We start from the raw sequence: 16,986 nt of genomic DNA, 5'->3' as shown, positions 1-16,986 counted from the left end.
ACCGTTCCGGTAAGAACCGGAACGATCACTCACGATCGAGCTTGCGCTGCACCCGCTCCGCCTTCGGGCTCTGCGCCTGCTCGTAGATCGCCAGCGCCTCCTCCAGGCAGTCCCGCGAGCCCGGCTGCCCGGTCGCGGCCAGCGAGTCGGCGAGCAGTTCCAACGGCTCGGCGAGGTCGAAGGATGCCTGCCGCTCCCGAGTCGTGGCAATGGCATCCTGGAGCAGCGCGATGGCCTGCTCGTGCTGGCCGAGCGACTGGTGCGCCCGAGCCGCGGCGACCCTGATCTTTCCAGGAGTCCGCTTGTCCTCGGGGAATTCCGCGATCCGCTCCAGGGCGGCCCGCAACACCTCCAGGGCCTCATCGTGGCGTCCGAGCCCGGAAAACGACTCCCCCATCAGGTATTCCTGCAGCGCCATGCCGCGACGGCGCCCCAACTCCTCGTTGAGCCGCCGCGACCGCTCGAAATTCCCGATGGCTCCGTCGAATTCGCCGAGCGCGTGCATCACCTTGCCCTGGAATTCCAGTGCGGAAGCCAGGATCCGCCGATGCCCGGCTCGCTCCGCCACGGCGACGGCCTGCGCGCATTCCTCCTGCGCTTCGGCGAGCTCGTCGCACTCCATCAGCAGCTGCCCGCGAAGGCTCCGCATCCGGGACTCCGCGACGGGATCCTCGATCTCCCGTGCGCACCTGATGGCCAGTTCCAAAGCCCCCAACGTGTCGGAATAGTGCTTATGCTGGTTGTGCAGCGCCCACAATGGACCGTCGCAGAGCGCGATCACGTCGACGCGCAAACCACTTTCTTCTGCCAAGCGAACTATGCCGAGCAGGTTGACCCGCTCCCGCTCCAGCCACTCCAGCGCTTCTTCCCGAGTGGCGAAGGGATTTTCCCCGGCGACGTCGTCGTCCACGACGCGGAGACGGCTCGGCTCCATCACCATCCGGTCGGCGAAGGCGCCCTGCAACCGATACCAACCGACGAGGCGCCGCAGCGCGTCGTCGCGCTTCGCGGCGCCGAGCGCCCGGACGGCTTCGGAGGAGGCGTGCTCGTCCACGAGGTCGTGGAGCAGGTACTGCTCTTGATCGTTCTCTTCCACCAGACACGTCCTGTGCAGCTCAGCGAGACGGGATTCGGCGTCGATCTCGGCGAGATCGGCTAACGCCGCCACCGCCCGGGTCGAGAACACGGGGCCCGGGAACACACCCAGCCACGCGTACAGTTCCTTCTCGGTCGCCTGGAGCTCCCCGACCGCGAGGTCCAGGGCCGAGAAGACCTTGTGGAAGTGCCTCCGCCGCCGGCCCGAGAGCTCCCGAACCGCCCGCGCGATGTTCCAAGACGCCCGCCGCTGCAAAAGACCGGCGACGACGCGCAACGCGATCGGCAACCCGCCGCACTGATCCACGAGCTCCGCCGCAGCGGCGGGCTCGGCATCGACCCGCGCCCGCAGCCCGTTCCGCCGCAGGTAGTCAAGGGCATGCGGCGGATCGAGCGCGGTCAGCCGAATCGGGCGAACCCCGTCCGGAACCAGGTCGGCGGCATCTTCTCGGGCCGTGCACAGCACGAGGCTGTCCGCCGAGGCGGGCAGCAACTTCTCGATCTCCCCCAGGTCGGCCACGTCGTCGAAGAAGAACAGAAGCTTCCGGCCCTTGGTCCTGCTGCGTAGCAGGACGATCTTGTCGTCCGTCGCCAGCGGGATCCGGTCACCGTCAACGCCCAGCGAACGCAAGCAGTGCTCGGCGGCCTCGTCGAGACTCCGCCGCCCGAGGTCGAAGTCGAACACCACCTGCCCGTCCTCGAACGCCCCGATCATCCGGTGCGACCAGTAAGTGCACAGCGCGCTCTTGCCGACCCCGTTGATCCCACTGATCACCACGCACGCGGCCCGAGCACCGCGCCGCTCGGCCAACAGCGCGTCGAGTGCTTCGCACTCCGGCTCCCGATCGACGAAGTTGACCGGCTCCGCAGACAACTGCCCCGGCGGCACCTGCTCCTCGCGGAAGTGCACGCCGCCGTGAACGGCCCCGATCTGCACGAGGTTGCGCACCGAACCGCTGTTCTCGTTGCCCATACCCACCCCAGTGGCGCCGAACGGTAACGATCACCTGACGATACGCGACGGAAGCCTGCGACCGGTGGGACATGAGGGACGCCAACCGGGTGTCGGCAGCGAACGGCGGTGCAGGTAGGCTGCGAGACGGGTCGAAGACCAAGCCCTCGTAGCTCAGGGGATAGAGCACCGCTCTCCTAAAGCGGGTGTCGCAGGTTCGAATCCTGCCGGGGGCGCAAAACCGCTGGTAAAAGCGGTGGGGGCTGATCTAGTTCAAGATCAACCCCCACTTTATCCCCATCTTCGCCTCAGCCCTCTAGCTGCATGTTTGCCAGCGCTTCGGCTGCCGAGCTACTGACGATCCCCCGGTTCATGTACACGTCCTGGGTCATGCTGACCTGCTCGTGACCGAGGTAATCGGCGATCTCACGCGCGGTCAGCCCCTGCCCGTCTAGCTCCGTAGCGACCAGGTGCCGGAAGGCGTGTGGGTGCAGCCCCTCCCAGGCCGTACCCTCTACAGCTTCGCGGAGGAAGGCGCGGGTGTCGTCCGGATCCCGTAGCGTCCCCGTTGACGTGGGATACACCCATTTGGACTCGGACTCGGCGTGACGCCGCTTGAGCGTCTCCACGTACCACCCAGGCGGCATAACCGTCCGCATTCCCGCCTCAGACTTGGTGTGCGGCTGGACGATCAAACCGACATCCTTCACGCGGATCACGGTGCCCTCGATCGCGATGGTCCCCGCAGCAAAGTCGATCTTGCCCCAGTCGAGTGCCAGTAGCTCGCCGATCCGGCACCCGAGCGCAGCGAGGCCGTCGACCACATCCGGCAGGTCACGTCGGACTGCCTTCTTGTCGGCGCAGCTTCGCCCGAAGCTTGGGCAGCTCGCTTGATTCGAGCTTCATTCGTGGCTTCTTTGTCTTCTTGCTGGATCTCGGAAGGACCACCTCAGCGATCGGGTTGGTCTCGATCGCATCGTGCCGGACAAAGACGCCCATGACCCCGCTCAAAACGACCTTGGCGTGGATCGCGCTTCCAGGCCCTGCGGTGTCATGGACCGACCGGAGCACCCGCGTAGCCAAGGAAACCTTGATCTCACTCCCCGCAGGTTTCCAACGGCAGGCTCCACATCCCGCCGCCAGCTGACGCCGACCGAGACCACGCTCGGTGGCCACTACAGGTGGGACCTTGACGATGTTCGCGGACAGATCAAGAAGCTTCGTGAGCAGAATTCACATGGCGAAGACCTGGGCGAGCTCGACGACCAGGAACGCGAGTAACTACGGCAGCAGGGTGAAAGCCGGGATGTGCTTCGGGCGGACTACGGAGAAGTGTCGGCGATCGAGCGTAGCCACCTGGTGGATCTCGAACCGTTCCGCCACAGCGATGACTGACGCGTCCGCCAGCCCCAGCGGCAGGTCTGCGTACTTCTCGACGAGGTCGGCCACCCGCTCCCAGTCGGCAGCAGCGAGCGAGACCACATCGAAGCCACCTTGGGCTACTTCGCGGATGAACTCGGCCTCGACACGTGCACCGCAGCGTGTTCCCAGTAGGTAGCCGATCTCTCCGAGCAACGGCTCAGGGAGCAACAGGCGATCAGGAATCTCCGACAGCAGCCGAAGGCAACGAGCGTGATCAGCATCTACCCGGTTAGCGACCGACACGAGCGGACCGGTGTCGACAACGATCACTGGGCGTGCCTGCCCCGGCCCAGTTCCTCACGGGCGATCTCCTTAGCCCGAGCGCCCAGGTCTGACGGACCTTCCCCGAGCCCAGCGAACCGGAACACCCGGCGCGGCTGCTGCCCTTCACCAGACTCAGACACGCGCCGGTAGTCCTTCAACTCCATCGACAACTCAGGCTCAGCAGGGAACGCACCCTGGGACCGGAGGTGCCGACGCTGCTCGGTCAGATCCTTACGCCGCTCGACCAGGTGACGAACATAGTCGCCAACCTGCTCCAGCTCATCAGGCTCTATCTGATCGAGCAGGCGGTGAAGCTCGTCCCGCGTGATGCTCATGCCCTGAGGCTACCGGCCAAGGCGCACCAGGCCCCAGCCCACGTGTGTTTAAACTTTCTCTACTTCATCAAGGGCGGCCCCTGCGGGGCCGCCTGCCTGCTGTATGCGAGCCATGACGAGGCTGCCGACCTTCCTGTATGCGAGCCCGGTCAAGCCGCCGATGGCCGGCCGGGCGTGCGGCTCGCTGCGCTCACCGGTCCCGGCCGGCCATCGGCGGCGACCGGGCGCGAGCGGAAAGGTCGGCAGCCTCGTCATGACGCGAGCGGAAGGCAGGCGGCCCCGCAGAAGCCGCCGAGATCGAGATTAAACCGCGGACGTCCTGACTCCACTAGGTCACCTGGGCGAGCCACCGAAGAACCGGTGCTGGGCACGTCGCCGAGCTGGTCGCCTTACCACTCCCGTGAGCACGAGACCGAAGCGTCGTGGACAGGGTCGCCCGCTTGTGGTCCAGGTTGAGGGGAACCGGCGAAACATCGGGTTAACGGACCCGACCTAACAAACTAGATTGCCTTGTTAACAAGCGCAACAATCGCCCCAAGTAGCGTCAACATGCCCGCAAAAACGACGGGGTTAGTTGCAAGCGTATTTACGTCAGAAATCCTCTTATGCAAGGCGGGGATATTTAGTTCAGCCTGCCGTGGAGGGTATTGAAGTGAAAGCCTCCTTGGAGGTTCTGGATTGAGTAGATATCGGACGGTGTCCAGGCAGGCATATACAAGATAATCGGCACGACAGAAGTCGTCTAAATCCTCCGCAGCCCAGCACATCCATCGCCCCAAAATTGTGCCCGCATTGGATCGGCAATCAATTTTGTCACCGTTTAGCTTGCCGAGTAATCGCCTTACCTTGTACGCCTCACGTTGCAGGTACCGTTGAGCAGACGCGCGATGGTGTCGGGTACGAACCCAGGACGGCCGTGCCAGCAAGTACCTGTAATGGTTACGCTGCCAGGCAAGATGGTCAAGAGTTTCTAGCACAACCACCATCGCGTAATACCGGGCGGCATAATTTCGCCACAACCGGATAATCACACCAACCAGAATAGCAAAAATTACCAGTAGATCGACCATTTCGATGATACGGCCCAGGCCTGCCGATGAACCCTTTTGAACTTCGACAATTAACGTTTCTACTGTCCCCCAAGAGAACCAGAATAGGGCGGCCAACAGTAGCCCTGTTACGACATTTATTCGCCCCATAAATCTAGTCTGTTTTCTTGCTTTAATCATCTCATCTTCTGGCAAACCGTAATCAAGAGCCAAGATGAGACCTCGATAGGTCAGCGACTTTAGGTTTTTTCTTATAATAGCCCGAGAATAGGAGTCTTCGACGAGAGGGGCGTTGCACTTAATACTTCTGGCCTCGTTCAAGTCGGGGATCACGGGATCTAGCCTACTCGCTTCCGCATTCGATCGACTCTTAATCTCGAAAACTAGGCAGGACCAAAGGTGGTTCGGTGGCCGACGCACAGGAGGCAGTCACAAGAGGCCTACCTTGGGCCCCTGATGCGAGCCCCCACTTTACCCCCAGGAATCAACCGGAAACGTCCGCAACCAACGCCGAGCAACCAGCGTTTGCAATCGGAATCCGTTGAGATCACAGGGGAAATCCGCGACCGTCCGGAAAGGACCGGAAACAAGATCTCCTAAAGCGGGTGTCGCAGGTTCGAATCGAGCAGTCCACTGTCCTCTGCCGCGACTTCGCGAAACCGCGCCACCTCGGCGCGCTCCATGAAGTACTCGTCGTCCGCAGTAACCGTCTCCGGCTGCGCTCCGCTGCTGGCCGCCGACGCCGAGGCGGTGTCGGCATGAGCGACCGACTCGACGAGATCAAGGCCCGCGTCAACGCGGCCACGCCCGGCCCGTGGGGCTGGTTTGGCAACACCAACGTCCGGAACATCTACCTCTCCACGAAGTACTGGGGCAGGCAGGTAGTGATGGACTTAGCCCGCTGGGGCATGCAGTTCGCGCGTCCGCGCTTCGCTCGCGGCCGGACCTTCCGCCCGAACCCTGGCGGTTGGCACGACATGCCCGAAATCCAGCTCGGCGACGCGCTCGGCCTTATGCACATCGTCGAATCCCTTGCCCCGGAGGTGACCGCATGAACATCGACCACGCCGCGCCCCGCATCGTCGACCGCTGCCAGCGTGCCCCGAGCTCGGCCGCTACACCTGCAAGCCCTGCTCCGAGCGGATGCGTCGCTGGCTGCGCGAGATCGACGACTACGCCGCCACCCTCACCGCGGCACCCGGCCGCGGTGGCGATGGTGGCCGGCGGCCCCCCGGCTACGGCAGCAGGCCACCCGCGAACCTCGACGTGATCGCCGCACTCGATCACCGCTCGGTAGCGCACGTGATCGGGCCCGACGACACCGACGGCGCCACCCGATCCATCATCGGCACCACGCGTCGCCTATGCGGGTGGGTGCATTCCGTGCTGCTGCGGCTTGACGTAGACCACAATATGACGATCACCAGCAGCACAGGGTGGCTTCGCGGATACATCCACTGGTGCACCACGCAGCGGTGGGCCGACGATCTCGCCGAGGATCTGCGCGAGCTGCACGCCCAAGCCCGACAGCTCGCCGGAGACACGCCCCCGCGGCCCGTCGCCCCGTGCCCGGACTGCGGCGGCCCGCTGTGGCCGCTCGGCGACACCGACACCGGTCGCGGTCTGCTGCGGCGACTGCCGGGCCACACTCTGCGGCTTCGACCTACTGCGTCTCGGAGCTGCACTTGCGTTGCAGAGGACGGCATAGCACTGATGGTCAGTTTCCAGAAGCACCAAGCTAAACGGGTGTGATGGCGTCCCGTCTGGCGGGACACCACCACACCCGCGATCACTCATCAGACCAGCGATCATTCACAGAAAACTACGCCTCGAATCGACGACTCGCCGTAGTGCCAGTCATTATCCTGATCAACGAACCTGAAGGGATCCACGCGCACACACGCCGTGTCCGGCGCATAGGCAATGTCTAGGCGCACGGTGTACGGCACCACACAGTCGTTCTGGATGCGGAAGGTCGTGTAGAGAGGCGGAACCTCTTTGACCACGCGCCACGTAACACAGCTAGGAGCGGGTGGCGAAGCGACGTCAACGTCGTCGCCTTCTGCGGTCGCTGCTTCAGGAACCCCCAGCAACATCATCGCAACCGCGGTCGCACCTACCAGTGTTCTTCTCAATTTTCATTCCCCCTGAATTGACGTGGGTCAGCGCTCGCCATGTAGCCATGTCTCGCACTAACTCGTTCGAGCTGCTCAAACAACGACACCGGGAAGTAATGACCCCAATTGGCCATATACCCGGCAGCGTCGGTTTCTTCCTTTCGGAGGAGCTGAAGCTCTCGCGTAACGTTGACGACGAATTGAGAGAACGGAACTCTTGCCTCGACGACACAGTCCGCTCGACGCGGTGTCCACATGGTCGTTGGCTGGAGCCATTCCCAGCTGGCAAGGCGATGCACGGCTACCGCGAGCGTTCCCTGCCAATCCAGCGCGAAGTCCAGAAACACACTTCTATCGCTTGGACCTTCAGTGGCCCACAACACGCAGCCGACATCAGCCCCGTGCGCGAGTGCAAGCACCACCTCCGCTAGGTTGTTCAGAGAACTCCGCGTAGCTGACGTACTGAAGGTGAACTCACCAGCATCCGTCTCTGCAAGCATGACGCCGCCGTGCTCGCCTGACAGGCGAACCTCGAACGTCTCCGACACCGCGCGCTGCTGATCTTCACTCATGGGCTGTAACGATCTCGCTCATCGAGCGCCAGCGCAACGTTGCCACTCGTTCCCCGGCGCCACGCCAGTGGTGTATAAGGTGATCCCTTCGCCGTTAGCGCTTTCATACACGAACTCTGCGGCGTCGCCCCGGCCAGGACCGAACTGCCAGCGCCAGACTGAAAGACTAGGGTTAGTGCCGGGACGGTTGTACCCGCCAAATTGCATAGTGTCCGACAGGCAGTTCTGGAAAGCATCGGCGGTCTGTTCTGTAATTTCGTGGTCAAGGTCCACATGGACCACACCCTTAGTGGGGTCACCGCACCGCATCTTAAGGGATTGCCCCGAAGGGGACCCGTACTCGGCGACGATGGAACTCGGGAGGGCAGATCCATCAAAACACGCCCAGGCGCGCACAGCCTTTATATCGACGTCGGCCGCGTTCTGCACCGCAGCGTCACGAGTAGCGGAGGTAGCCGAAGCCGGAACCGACCCCAGCAGGAAACCAGCGACTACGCAGGAAACAGCGCCAGCAAGTTGTAGTGATGTCATGGGGTCCACGCTAACCAGATGAGCACCGTGCACCCGCAAAATCCGCTTCAATCACTCGAAAAGCGCAACGCAAATCATCGTCGTGATCTTCCTCTCGTTTTCTTAGAATTCCCGCATTAGCGCTTCAGTCGAGCAACCGAAGGGATTCCGACGCATGACCCGCTCTCCAATCGTCCGCTACCGCGACGGCAGCACCCTGGTTGGCCGGGCGAGAGCGCCCGCGTCCCGGCCAGACGGGAAGGCAGGCGGCCCCGCAACGCCAGAAGGGGCGCTCTGAAGAGCACAGAGATGTCCTCGCCGGACGGGCAGGCCAACGGGGTGAGGGGTCGCGCTCGAACGCTGCGGTTCGGTCGTGGCTGCGCTGCCCCACCCGACCAACTACCGCCACAAGGGCTATCAGGCCGTGTCAAGGGGGTAACACTTGCGCACAAGGCGTACCGTGACCAGCAGCGGTTGCCCCTTGACACGACCTGATCGGGCTTCGCCGGGTCGACGGCGTGAGGGCAGAGGCCCTCCCTTGCGGGGCGCACCCAAGGACCTCCGAGCGCGCTTAGTTCGGCCCAAAAGCTCCGGAATGCTTTCGAGGGAGGAGCCCCATGCCCGCCGTCCACATTCCTAGCCGCGACGAGCTCGCTTTCGCGGTCAACACTGCGCGAACTTGTCTGCCCTCACCTCCGAGACTGGCCTACTACAGCGGCCTCGGCTTGCTGGCCGTGTTTGATGTGCTGGAGTGGCCAGTTACGGTGGCCATCGGGATCGGGGCGGTGGTCGCACAGCGAGCCGCCCGCCGAGTCCAGACAAGATCGTGAACTAGGCGTGGCGGCCGGAAGGCTCTCCTAAAGCGGGTGTCGCAGGTTCGAATCCTGCCGGGGCGCAAAACCGCTGGTAAAAGCCGTGGGGGCTGATCTAGTTCAAGATCAGCCCCCACTTTATCCCCGGCTACGTCCCCAACTCCTGCATCACCTTCACCGAAACCAACTGACCCACACCACCGAGCGGAGAACGAAGCACGCTCCCGCACCCTTCGTCGAGTGCGGGGGCGCGTTCGTCGTTTCCGGGGGGATTACACAGGCGGGACAAGACCCGGCAGGTAGCCCTTACCGTCGCATTGCGGGCAGGTGCGCCATTCGGCCATCGTCATGCCGGTCTGCATGTCCTCGGTGGCCTGCACGACGTAGATCCGCGGTTCGCTGATCTTCCGCATCCCACCGCAGGTGAAGCACAGTGCGTTCGGACCGCCAGCGCGCATCTGCTCGTCGTCGTCGTCGTCGTTGTTGCCCACCATGCCCCTACCTCATCATGCGGGCGGCCCGAAGCCGCGTTGGCGGCCCGGTGTTTCGCGGCAGTGCCGACATCTCGACTGCGCCATCACCGTGCCCACCTCACCCGTGGTGATTGACATGATCGCGCGCGGCAGCGTCACGTACCGGCCGCCGCCACAGCCGCGGCAGCGCGACCTCGTCTCGCCGGTGTCGTTCATCGCTACCTCCTACACCGCGGGCGGAGTCTCCAGCTGGCCGGAACCGTCGCACGTGTTGCAGTTGTCATCGCAGTCGACCTGTTCGGCTTCTTCGCCTTCGCCCTTGCGCCGCGATTGGCTACGTACCTCTGTGTATCCCGTGCCATTACACGAGGGCCGCATGAACAGCATCGTAGTGATCCTCCCCCTGTCGGTAATCATCTGTCGCGGTACCCGGCGCGCGGGGAAACCCTCTTTGTCAGGCTGAGGTGAGACACCCCGAGTGAGTACCCGGGGTCCGCGACCGAGGGCGGGATCGGAGATCCTTGTGTACGTGTCCACCCCGTCTGATGACCAGCCCAGCTCCCCGGCGGCCGACCCCGCACCCCGGCCGACCCGGCGAGTGTTCAGCCCCGACTACAAGCTCGCCATCGTCGCCGAGTACGAGAACGCACCCAACGGCGAGAAAGGCGCCATCCTGCGTCGCGAGGGCCTGTACTCCTCCCACGTCATCGAATGGACACGGGCACGTGACGCCGGAGTCCTGACTAACCGACCAGCAGAGGCAACGACTTCAGCGAAGCGACCGAAGAAGTCCGCCGAACAGCTCGAATTAGAGAAACTCCGCCGCCAGAACGAGAAATTGAAATCCGACCTCGCGAAGACCCGGATGGCGCTGGACATCATGGGAAAAGCGCGCGCGCTCTTGGACGAACTCTCCGGGAGCGCGGAGAACGACGAGCCGCCGACGACATCATGACCACCGCATTCACCGGCCTACGCGCAGCGGAGGTGTCCGTGCAGAAATCCTGTACGCTGACCGGGATTTCTCGGGCGACCCACTATCGGCACACCTCACCGAAAGGCCCGCTGCACGGTCCGTGGTTGCCGCGCACACCGCCCCCGTCGGCGCTGAGCGTAGCCGAGCGGGCAGCGGTGCTGGACCTGCTGAACAGCCCCACCTACCTCGACCTGGCGATCCCGCAGGTCTGGGCCCGGGAACTGGACGAAGGCCGGTACTGGTGCTCGATGTCCACGATGTACCGCATCGCCCGCGCCGCCGGCCAGGTATCCGAGCGGCGCCGCCAAGCCACCCATCCACCCCGCGTCCGCCCCGAGCTGGCTGCGCACGGTCCCAGCGAGGTGTGGTCGTGGGACATCACCGCACTGAAAGGACCCATCAAAGGCGTCTGGTACAAATGCTATGTCGTCATCGACATTTTTTCCCGCTATGTCACTGGGTGGTTGGTCGCCGCTGCGGAGGACGCCGTGGTAGCGAAGGATCTCCTCGCCGATGCCGTGCGCCGGAATGGGTGTGAGCCGCACACGATCCACGCCGATCGGGGCGGGGCGATGGTGTCCAAGCCGGTATCCGAGCTGTTGGTCGACCTGGGCGTACTGCGGTCACATTCCCGTCCCCGCACATCGAACGACAACCCCCCTATTCGGAGGCTCAGTTCAAGACGATGAAGTATGTGCCGGACTTCCCGGAACGGTTCGGGTCACTGGAAGACGCGCGCAGGTTCTGCGATGGCTTCTTCCTGTCCTACAACCACGAGCATCGGCATTCCGGGATCGGCTGGCACACCCCGGCATCGGTGCATTTCGGCACCGCCGAGCAGATCCAGACCCAGCGGCAGGCCACCCTGGACCGTGCCCACGCCACCTACCCACACCGGTTCGCTCGTCGTCCTCGGGCACCGAAACTTCCCGAGGTTGTCTGGATCAACCAGCCCGCCGACCAGCCGCAACCCACACAGTAGGCACCAACTGTCTCATTTGACTTGACAACTACCGAAACGGTTGCGGCACCTGCCGCGCGCCGATTCCCACCAGCCACCAATGCGAGTCGGCCGGGCCGCTGTCGCGCGCCGGGGGTGTGAGCGCGCGCAGCCGCCTCGCTCGAAGGTAACCATCCGCAGTTCTCGTCCGCAGTCCGCGACGCCGCCAAGGTACGGTCACGGCCGCTGCCTCGAGTTCCGCGAGCGGTGGGGCGCTGCGATTGCGGCGATGAGACCGGGGAGGGCGTGCTCGGCGAACCGCCCGTAGCCGAGCACGAACGCGGGTGCGGCGCGCTCGGGGTCGGCCCAGTGCTGCGCGGCGCCCTCCACCAGCGCACCTCGTGCGCGCGCGTCGTCGAGCAGCCCGTTCTCGTCCGTGCCTGGTGGCAGCCGGACGTAGACGTGCAGACCCGCCGCCGCACCGGTCGGGGTGACTTCGGGAAAGTGCGCTGCAAGAGCCTTGAGCGCCGCATCCCGCCGGCCGCGGTAGATCGGGCGGACCCGCCGCAGGTGCCGGGTGAATCCGCCGTCCTCGACCAACCGCGCGAGCGCGAGCTGCTCCAGCAGCCCCGACCCCATGTCGTCGAAGAACTTCTCCTGGACGAGATCACCCACCAGGGACTTGGGCGCGGCGACCCAACCGAGCCGCAGCGCGGGACTCAACGTCTTGCTTGCCCCACCTGCGTAAACGACGTGCTCGGGGTCGAGCCCCTGGACCGCGCCTGCCGGAGCGCGGTCGTAGCGGAACTCCGCGTCGTAGTCGTCCTCGATGACCAGAACGTCGTGGCGCTGGGCCCACCGCACCAGTTCCCCGCGCCGCTGCGGGCTCAGGACCGCACCTGTCGGGTAGGAGTGCGCCGGTGCGACGAGCACCGCAGCGACCTGCTGCACGCGCAGCCGGGCCACGTCGATGCCGTCGTCGTCGACGGGCACGGGGACCACGTGGATGCCCGTCCTTTCGACTGTCCTGCGGTGGAAGGCGAAGCACGGGTCCTCGACCGCGATCCGCTCGGCCCCGCGGGCGCGCAGGACGCGGCAGAGGAGCACGAGCGCCTGTGTGAATCCGGTCGTGATGACCATCGTCTCGGGTGCCGTGCGGACTCCTCGCACGCGACCGAGATAACCGGCCAGCGCGGCCCGGAGCTCGGGCGCGCCTTGCGGACCCGGGTAGGTGAGCCTGCAATCCGGTGTGCCGGCGAGTGCGGCCCGGTAGTGCCGGTACCACTCCCGCCTGGGGAAGGTCCCGGTGTCGGGCAGTCCGCCGACGAACCGAGCCGCCGCCGTCGGTGCCGAAAGCGGTTCGATGCTGTCGGCAGGCGCGACGTCGCGGACCCGCGTGCCCGATCCGCGGCGCGCCACCAGGTAGCCATCGGCGATCAGGTTCCGGTACGCCTCGACGATCACGCTGCGGGAGACCCCGAGATCGCCGGCCAACGCGCGGGACGGCGGCAGCAGCGTGCCGGCCGCCAGGCGCCCGTCCTGGACCGCCGCGCGCAACCCGTGCTCGACCTGCTCCCGAAGCCGACGCGGAGCGGATCGATCCAGCGGCACCAACACGTCCGCCGGGAACTCCGAATGCGTTGAATTGGTCTGCTTGTCCATGACTAGATTGGATCTCGTAGCAAACCAATCGGGCCGCAAGATCGGGGCATGGACCGACTCCACTCCCCGCTGTTCACCCGCTTCGAGCCCGGGCCCGCCCTGAATCCGGCCGGGCCGGTGCTGGTGAGCGGCACCGAACTCACCCTGCACCGCCGCCGCGATCTGGTCGGCGTGGCGCGCGCCGGGATCCGCCTGCGCCGAGGTTGGTAAGCGATGCCCGGCGCGGTCGGCTCGTGGCTCTGGGTCTCGCCGCTGGAGGGCAAGAGCGGCGCGCTCTCGGTTTGGACCGGCGAGCACGACCTGCAGCGGTTCGTCGGCCTGCCCGCGCACGTCGAGATCATGCGCCGCTGCCGCGAGCGGGGCACGGTCCGATCCACCACCTGGACCGCGGACGTCTTCGACGCGCAGAGCACGCTGAGCGGCATGCGACGGTGGATCGAAAGCAGTCCGGAGCCCGTCGTCGGAAAACCCGCACGCTGATCGGCCGGAACTGCTCCGAATGTTGTAGCCGTGCGGCAGGAACTCGCGTCCGGTATGCACCCGTTCCACGGCGAAGATCAACACTCGCGTTCTCGCATCGAGCTTGGCCGAGCACCCTCGCTGGCCAGCCTCGCCGACGTGCTACCAACGACGTGACGAACGGAGAGCCAATGCTGATCACCAACGTCCGCCCGTGGGGCGGCCAGGCCTCGGACATCGAGATCCAGGACGGCCGGATCAGCGCCGTCACCCCGCACTTGACGCAGGCCACGAGCGCCGACTCGGTCGACGGCCGCGGGCGGCTCGCCCTGCCCTCGTTCTCCGACGTCCACTGCCACCTCGACTCGACCCGGCTGGGCCTGCCGTTCCGGCCGCACACCGGCAGCCCGGGGATCTGGCCGCTGGTCGTGAACGACCGCGGGAACTGGCGCGACGCCGAGTGGAGCGTCGCCGAAAGGGCCACCTACACGCTCCGCCGCATGATCGAGCAGGGCACGACCCGGGTGCGCAGCTACGCCCAGATCGACGCGGACTGCGGGCTGGAGCGCTTCGAAGGGGTGCTGGCCGCGAAGGAGGCGCACCGCGACCGCTGCGACGTCGAGATCATCGCGTTCCCGCAGGCAGGGCTGCTGCGGGAGGACGGCGTCCCGCCGCTGATCGACGAGGCGCTGGTCTCGGGGGCTGCCGTGGTCGGCGGCATCGACCCCTGCACCCTCGACCGCGACCCGGTGCGGCACCTGGACGTCCTGTTCGGACTGGCGGAGAAGCACCAGGCGCGGATCGACGTCCACCTGCACGAGCCCGGCGAGCTCGGGGTGTTCTCGGTCGACCTGATCCTGGAGCGCACCCGCGCGCTCGGCATGGCGGGGCAGGTCACCATCTCCCACGCCTACAGCCTCGGCAGCGTCTCGGAAGCCACCACCCGGCGGCTGATCGCGGAGTTCGCCGAGCTGGACATCTCGATGGCCACCGTCGCGCCCGCGCGGCACCACTCGCTGCCGCTCACCGAGCTCACCGCCGCCGGGGTCCGGGTCGGGCTGGGCGAGGACGGCCAGCGCGCGACTACTGGTCGCCGTACGGCAACGCCGACATGCTCGACCGCACGTGGCAGCTCTCGTTCACCAACCAGTTCCGCGCCGACGAGCTCATCGAGCACTGCTACGCGGTGGCCTCCCGCGGCGGTGCGTCGATCCTCGACCGCTCGCTGCCGCGGCTGGCGTCGGTAGCCGACCGCCCCGGGTTCGCCGTCGGTGACCAGGCCGACCTGCTGCTGGTCGACGGCGAAACCGTTGCCGCCGCCGTGATGGACCGCGGCCGTGACCGGACGGTGATCCACAACGGCCGCGCGGTCGCCGACGGCGGGGCGTTGACCGCGTAAGGCGACACCGCCCCGATTGGCGGTTCCCCAGGGAGATCCACTTTCGTTAGAAACGGATCATCGGCGCTGGGGAGGGCTTGATGTCAGGCACGATCGTCTGGACCGGTACCGCTGCGCAACGCCGCCTTCAAGAGCTTGGGCTCAATATCGCTCAGGTTGATGAGGCCATCCGGGCCGGAGTGAACGCTAGGCGTTCCAACAACGACTTCGAGCCCCGATCCGCCCCCGGCCTCAAGGACTGGATCGCACGAGTAGGGGAGCTCCGTCGCCGCGTAGTGGCTGAGGCCGGCTGGCGATACGCGGATCCACGGAACGTGCCGTTGGTGTACGAAGCCCACAAGAGCAGGGCATTGGGTGTCTTGTTGGGTGACCAGAACACGGGCGACGCCCGCTCGAAGACGGGCCCCCGGAGCAAGTACCCGAAGGGCGCGGTGGTTGCTGAGGCTACGGCGCAAGGTACCGGGCAGCCGACACTCGATCTCGACCTGACGCGGTCGAGCAACCGCGGGCATCTTGACATCGAAGACCTCGCTGCGATGGACGTGTGGTTCCTCGTGACCTATCCCCTCGATGTCGGCGACGAGTTCATGGTGCGCAGAGAGGTCTCATTGGCAGACCCGATCTCTCCCGACAGGCACATCACGTCCTGGAGACAACGACTGGTCTTCCCACCGCTGCGGTTCGCCCCCATCGTGATGCCCGGAGGACCCGAGGACCCGGACCAGATCGATGTCTACGTTCGAGCTCTTCAGTCCGGTGCTGCGTTGGGCTGACCGAGACGGGTGGACAATGGCGGAGTCATGTTCTCGCCAGGCCGCCTCGCACTTGCCCGCCGACGTCGTGGGCTGACTCAGGCTGAACTGGCCAGACGGGCAGGAGTTACCGCAAGGCGCATCGGCGACTACGAACGCGGCCGGCTGGAACCCGACCGCGCGGCACTGGGTTCCCTCGCCGAGCAACTCAGGTTCCCGCTGAACTTCTTCGCAGCACCTGAACCCGATGAGATCGCATCGGGTGCGCCTTCCTTCAGGGCGCGCAAGAAGACCGCAGCGATCAAACGCGATGCCGCGACGAGCTCGGCCGTTTTCGCAGTGGAGTTCAACCGTTGGCTTGAAAGCCGTTTCGACCTGCCGGAAGCCGCGGTGCCGATCATCGATCGGGTGGACCCGGAGATCGCAGCGGAGATGGTGCAGGCGTCATGGGGCATCGAGCTCAAACCGACGACGAACATGGTGCACCTCCTGGAGTCACGCGGGGTTCGACTGTTCGCCGTGTCACCGGAAGATGCCGAGGTCGGCGCTTTTTCACTTTGGCATGGAGGGCGGCCGTTCATCTTCCTCAACACCCTCACTTCGGGGGAACGCGGCCGGTTCGATGTCGCACACGAACTCGGGCACCTGGTGCTCCACTCAGGGGCTGCGGAGCTACCGTCGCAGGAAGCGGAAGATGAAGCCAACGCCTTTGCGAGCGCTTTCCTCATGCCGCGCACGAGCGTGCTCACTCATATGCCAAGAGAACCGCTGACAAGTCAGATCATCGACGGCAGGGCCATTTGGCGAGTGTCAGCCATGGCGCTAACGCACCGGCTTCGTGACCTCGGGCTTCTCACGGGTGATCACTATCGGTCCGCATGCGTGGAACTCAGCCAGCAGGGGTTCCGCGGGGCCGAACCCGGCGGGATTCCCCGGGAAAATTCTCAACTGTTGACGAAGGTCTTGCGTGCGCTTCGCGGACAGCGGATCAGCCTTGCAGACGTCGCCGATGAACTCTGCCTCCCACTAGAGGATCTGACCAATCTCATGCTCGGGCTCAGCATCACCGCGGTGCCGGGTACCGGCGCGGGTCGAGGTTTTGATGGCAGGAGAACGGCCCACCGGCCGCGACTAACCCCGATTACACCTAGCTGATCACACGCGGCGGTGACGGGCTCCCGATCGCCCGGGAGGGCA

The 16,986-nt window shown here is 65.3% G+C and carries 21 protein-coding genes and 1 tRNA gene; 13 read left to right on the top strand and 9 right to left on the bottom strand.

Features of this window, described 5'->3' with window-relative positions; translation table 11 throughout:
- Positions 1 to 25: 25 nt before the first annotated feature.
- Positions 26 to 2,068, bottom strand: a complete 2,043-nt coding sequence (locus ACRXBZ_RS23405) for a tetratricopeptide repeat protein (protein ID WP_433880927.1) — start codon at positions 2,066 to 2,068, stop codon at positions 26 to 28.
- Positions 2,069 to 2,210: 142 nt separating this feature from the next.
- Here ACRXBZ_RS23405 and ACRXBZ_RS23400 point away from each other — a divergent pair.
- Positions 2,211 to 2,283, top strand: a tRNA-Arg gene (locus tag ACRXBZ_RS23400).
- A 72-nt stretch (positions 2,284 to 2,355) separates the two neighbouring features.
- Here ACRXBZ_RS23400 and ACRXBZ_RS23395 read toward each other — a convergent pair.
- The 4 genes from ACRXBZ_RS23395 to ACRXBZ_RS23380 form a co-directional block, all read right to left on the bottom strand.
- Entirely contained in the window at positions 2,356 to 2,871 is a 516-nt protein-coding gene (locus ACRXBZ_RS23395) for a site-specific integrase (RefSeq protein ID WP_433880926.1), read from the bottom strand.
- A 457-nt stretch (positions 2,872 to 3,328) separates the two neighbouring features.
- The gene (locus ACRXBZ_RS23390) at positions 3,329 to 3,739 is read right to left on the bottom strand and encodes a type II toxin-antitoxin system VapC family toxin (RefSeq protein WP_433880925.1); all 411 of its coding nucleotides are present in this window, start codon (positions 3,737 to 3,739) and stop codon (positions 3,329 to 3,331) included.
- A complete protein-coding gene (locus tag ACRXBZ_RS23385; RefSeq protein WP_433880924.1) occupies positions 3,736 to 4,068 on the bottom strand; it encodes a hypothetical protein in 333 nt (110 codons plus the stop codon). The genes ACRXBZ_RS23390 and ACRXBZ_RS23385 overlap by 4 nt, the downstream gene beginning before the upstream one ends.
- A gap of 500 nt (positions 4,069 to 4,568) precedes the next feature.
- Entirely contained in the window at positions 4,569 to 5,330 is a 762-nt protein-coding gene (locus ACRXBZ_RS23380) for a hypothetical protein (RefSeq protein WP_433880923.1), read from the bottom strand.
- A 545-nt stretch (positions 5,331 to 5,875) separates the two neighbouring features.
- Here ACRXBZ_RS23380 and ACRXBZ_RS23375 point away from each other — a divergent pair.
- Both ACRXBZ_RS23375 and ACRXBZ_RS23370 read left to right on the top strand, forming a co-directional pair.
- Positions 5,876 to 6,172 (top strand): hypothetical protein, encoded by a 297-nt coding sequence (locus ACRXBZ_RS23375; RefSeq protein ID WP_433880922.1) that lies wholly within the window; start codon positions 5,876 to 5,878, stop codon positions 6,170 to 6,172.
- 88 nt (positions 6,173 to 6,260) lie between these two features.
- A complete protein-coding gene (locus ACRXBZ_RS23370; protein ID WP_433880921.1) occupies positions 6,261 to 6,869 on the top strand; it encodes a hypothetical protein in 609 nt (202 codons plus the stop codon).
- Between the two features lie 379 nt (positions 6,870 to 7,248).
- On the opposite strand, the gene ACRXBZ_RS23365 is transcribed toward ACRXBZ_RS23370, so the two are convergent.
- Positions 7,249 to 7,806, bottom strand: a complete 558-nt coding sequence (locus ACRXBZ_RS23365; RefSeq protein WP_433880920.1) for a hypothetical protein — start codon at positions 7,804 to 7,806, stop codon at positions 7,249 to 7,251.
- A gap of 1,127 nt (positions 7,807 to 8,933) precedes the next feature.
- Between ACRXBZ_RS23365 and ACRXBZ_RS23360 the strand changes: the two genes are divergently transcribed.
- Positions 8,934 to 9,146, top strand: a complete 213-nt coding sequence (locus tag ACRXBZ_RS23360) for a hypothetical protein (protein ID WP_433880919.1) — start codon at positions 8,934 to 8,936, stop codon at positions 9,144 to 9,146.
- 254 nt (positions 9,147 to 9,400) lie between these two features.
- Here ACRXBZ_RS23360 and ACRXBZ_RS23355 read toward each other — a convergent pair whose 3' ends face one another.
- Complete coding sequence (locus ACRXBZ_RS23355; protein WP_433880918.1) at positions 9,401 to 9,622, bottom strand: hypothetical protein; 222 nt, start codon at positions 9,620 to 9,622, stop codon at positions 9,401 to 9,403.
- 12 nt (positions 9,623 to 9,634) lie between these two features.
- Positions 9,635 to 9,817 (bottom strand): hypothetical protein, encoded by a 183-nt coding sequence (locus ACRXBZ_RS23350; RefSeq protein WP_433880917.1) that lies wholly within the window; start codon positions 9,815 to 9,817, stop codon positions 9,635 to 9,637.
- A 313-nt stretch (positions 9,818 to 10,130) separates the two neighbouring features.
- Between ACRXBZ_RS23350 and ACRXBZ_RS23345 the strand changes: the two genes are divergently transcribed.
- From ACRXBZ_RS23345 to ACRXBZ_RS23335, 3 genes are read left to right on the top strand one after another with little or no spacing between them, the layout of a single operon-like run.
- Complete coding sequence (locus tag ACRXBZ_RS23345) at positions 10,131 to 10,556, top strand: transposase (RefSeq protein WP_433880916.1); 426 nt, start codon at positions 10,131 to 10,133, stop codon at positions 10,554 to 10,556.
- Positions 10,553 to 11,266: a DDE-type integrase/transposase/recombinase gene (locus tag ACRXBZ_RS23340; protein ID WP_433880915.1), complete on the top strand. Its 714-nt coding sequence runs from the start codon at positions 10,553 to 10,555 to the stop codon at positions 11,264 to 11,266. The genes ACRXBZ_RS23345 and ACRXBZ_RS23340 overlap by 4 nt, the downstream gene beginning before the upstream one ends.
- Complete coding sequence (locus ACRXBZ_RS23335; protein WP_433880914.1) at positions 11,263 to 11,559, top strand: integrase core domain-containing protein; 297 nt, start codon at positions 11,263 to 11,265, stop codon at positions 11,557 to 11,559. Before ACRXBZ_RS23340 ends, ACRXBZ_RS23335 begins: the two co-directional genes overlap by 4 nt.
- A gap of 195 nt (positions 11,560 to 11,754) precedes the next feature.
- On the opposite strand, the gene pdxR is transcribed toward ACRXBZ_RS23335, so the two are convergent.
- Positions 11,755 to 13,179, bottom strand: coding sequence for a MocR-like pyridoxine biosynthesis transcription factor PdxR (gene pdxR, locus ACRXBZ_RS23330; protein ID WP_433880913.1), 1,425 nt, complete (start codon positions 13,177 to 13,179; stop codon positions 11,755 to 11,757).
- Positions 13,180 to 13,227: 48 nt separating this feature from the next.
- Here pdxR and ACRXBZ_RS23325 point away from each other — a divergent pair, with 48 nt between their 5' ends.
- The 6 genes from ACRXBZ_RS23325 (at position 13,228) to ACRXBZ_RS23300 (ending at position 16,944) form a co-directional block, all read left to right on the top strand.
- Positions 13,228 to 13,389, top strand: a complete 162-nt coding sequence (locus ACRXBZ_RS23325) for a hypothetical protein (protein ID WP_433880912.1) — start codon at positions 13,228 to 13,230, stop codon at positions 13,387 to 13,389.
- A 3-nt stretch (positions 13,390 to 13,392) separates the two neighbouring features.
- Positions 13,393 to 13,659, top strand: a complete 267-nt coding sequence (locus tag ACRXBZ_RS23320; protein WP_433880911.1) for a hypothetical protein — start codon at positions 13,393 to 13,395, stop codon at positions 13,657 to 13,659.
- Positions 13,660 to 13,829: 170 nt separating this feature from the next.
- Positions 13,830 to 14,885 (top strand): amidohydrolase family protein, encoded by a 1,056-nt coding sequence (locus tag ACRXBZ_RS23315; RefSeq protein ID WP_433880910.1) that lies wholly within the window; start codon positions 13,830 to 13,832, stop codon positions 14,883 to 14,885.
- The gene (locus ACRXBZ_RS23310; protein ID WP_433880909.1) at positions 14,825 to 15,037 is read left to right on the top strand and encodes a hypothetical protein; all 213 of its coding nucleotides are present in this window, start codon (positions 14,825 to 14,827) and stop codon (positions 15,035 to 15,037) included. Before ACRXBZ_RS23315 ends, ACRXBZ_RS23310 begins: the two co-directional genes overlap by 61 nt.
- 80 nt (positions 15,038 to 15,117) lie before the next feature.
- The gene (locus ACRXBZ_RS23305; protein ID WP_433880908.1) at positions 15,118 to 15,810 is read left to right on the top strand and encodes a hypothetical protein; all 693 of its coding nucleotides are present in this window, start codon (positions 15,118 to 15,120) and stop codon (positions 15,808 to 15,810) included.
- 27 nt (positions 15,811 to 15,837) lie between these two features.
- Positions 15,838 to 16,944: a helix-turn-helix domain-containing protein gene (locus ACRXBZ_RS23300; RefSeq protein ID WP_433880907.1), complete on the top strand. Its 1,107-nt coding sequence runs from the start codon at positions 15,838 to 15,840 to the stop codon at positions 16,942 to 16,944.
- Positions 16,945 to 16,986: the final 42 nt, after the last annotated feature.

This window comes from Saccharopolyspora hattusasensis (assembly GCF_050972075.1).
GTDB lineage: Bacteria > Actinomycetota > Actinomycetes > Mycobacteriales > Pseudonocardiaceae > Saccharopolyspora > Saccharopolyspora hattusasensis.
The sequence above is the reverse complement of the archived record's forward strand: the minus strand, read 5'-3'. Positions and strand labels throughout refer to the sequence as shown.

What these genes read in the sequence shown, in the direction of transcription:
- ACRXBZ_RS23405 (WP_433880927.1), bottom strand. Translation starts at nt 2,068, where the DNA reads ATGGGCAACGAGAACAGCGGTTCGGTGCGCAACCTCGTGCAGATCGGG.
- ACRXBZ_RS23385 (WP_433880924.1), bottom strand. Translation starts at nt 4,068, where the DNA reads ATGAGCATCACGCGGGACGAGCTTCACCGCCTGCTCGATCAGATAGAG.
- ACRXBZ_RS23375 (WP_433880922.1), top strand. Translation starts at nt 5,876, where the DNA reads ATGAGCGACCGACTCGACGAGATCAAGGCCCGCGTCAACGCGGCCACG.
- ACRXBZ_RS23370 (WP_433880921.1), top strand. Translation starts at nt 6,261, where the DNA reads ATGCGTCGCTGGCTGCGCGAGATCGACGACTACGCCGCCACCCTCACC.
- ACRXBZ_RS23365 (WP_433880920.1), bottom strand. Translation starts at nt 7,806, where the DNA reads ATGAGTGAAGATCAGCAGCGCGCGGTGTCGGAGACGTTCGAGGTTCGC.
- ACRXBZ_RS23360 (WP_433880919.1), top strand. Translation starts at nt 8,934, where the DNA reads ATGCCCGCCGTCCACATTCCTAGCCGCGACGAGCTCGCTTTCGCGGTC.
- ACRXBZ_RS23355 (WP_433880918.1), bottom strand. Translation starts at nt 9,622, where the DNA reads ATGGTGGGCAACAACGACGACGACGACGACGAGCAGATGCGCGCTGGC.
- ACRXBZ_RS23350 (WP_433880917.1), bottom strand. Translation starts at nt 9,817, where the DNA reads ATGAACGACACCGGCGAGACGAGGTCGCGCTGCCGCGGCTGTGGCGGC.
- ACRXBZ_RS23340 (WP_433880915.1), top strand. Translation starts at nt 10,553, where the DNA reads ATGACCACCGCATTCACCGGCCTACGCGCAGCGGAGGTGTCCGTGCAG.
- ACRXBZ_RS23335 (WP_433880914.1), top strand. Translation starts at nt 11,263, where the DNA reads ATGAAGTATGTGCCGGACTTCCCGGAACGGTTCGGGTCACTGGAAGAC.
- pdxR (WP_433880913.1), bottom strand. Translation starts at nt 13,179, where the DNA reads ATGGACAAGCAGACCAATTCAACGCATTCGGAGTTCCCGGCGGACGTG.
- ACRXBZ_RS23325 (WP_433880912.1), top strand. Translation starts at nt 13,228, where the DNA reads ATGGACCGACTCCACTCCCCGCTGTTCACCCGCTTCGAGCCCGGGCCC.
- ACRXBZ_RS23320 (WP_433880911.1), top strand. Translation starts at nt 13,393, where the DNA reads ATGCCCGGCGCGGTCGGCTCGTGGCTCTGGGTCTCGCCGCTGGAGGGC.
- ACRXBZ_RS23315 (WP_433880910.1), top strand. Translation starts at nt 13,830, where the DNA reads ATGCTGATCACCAACGTCCGCCCGTGGGGCGGCCAGGCCTCGGACATC.
- ACRXBZ_RS23305 (WP_433880908.1), top strand. Translation starts at nt 15,118, where the DNA reads ATGTCAGGCACGATCGTCTGGACCGGTACCGCTGCGCAACGCCGCCTT.
- ACRXBZ_RS23300 (WP_433880907.1), top strand. Translation starts at nt 15,838, where the DNA reads ATGTTCTCGCCAGGCCGCCTCGCACTTGCCCGCCGACGTCGTGGGCTG.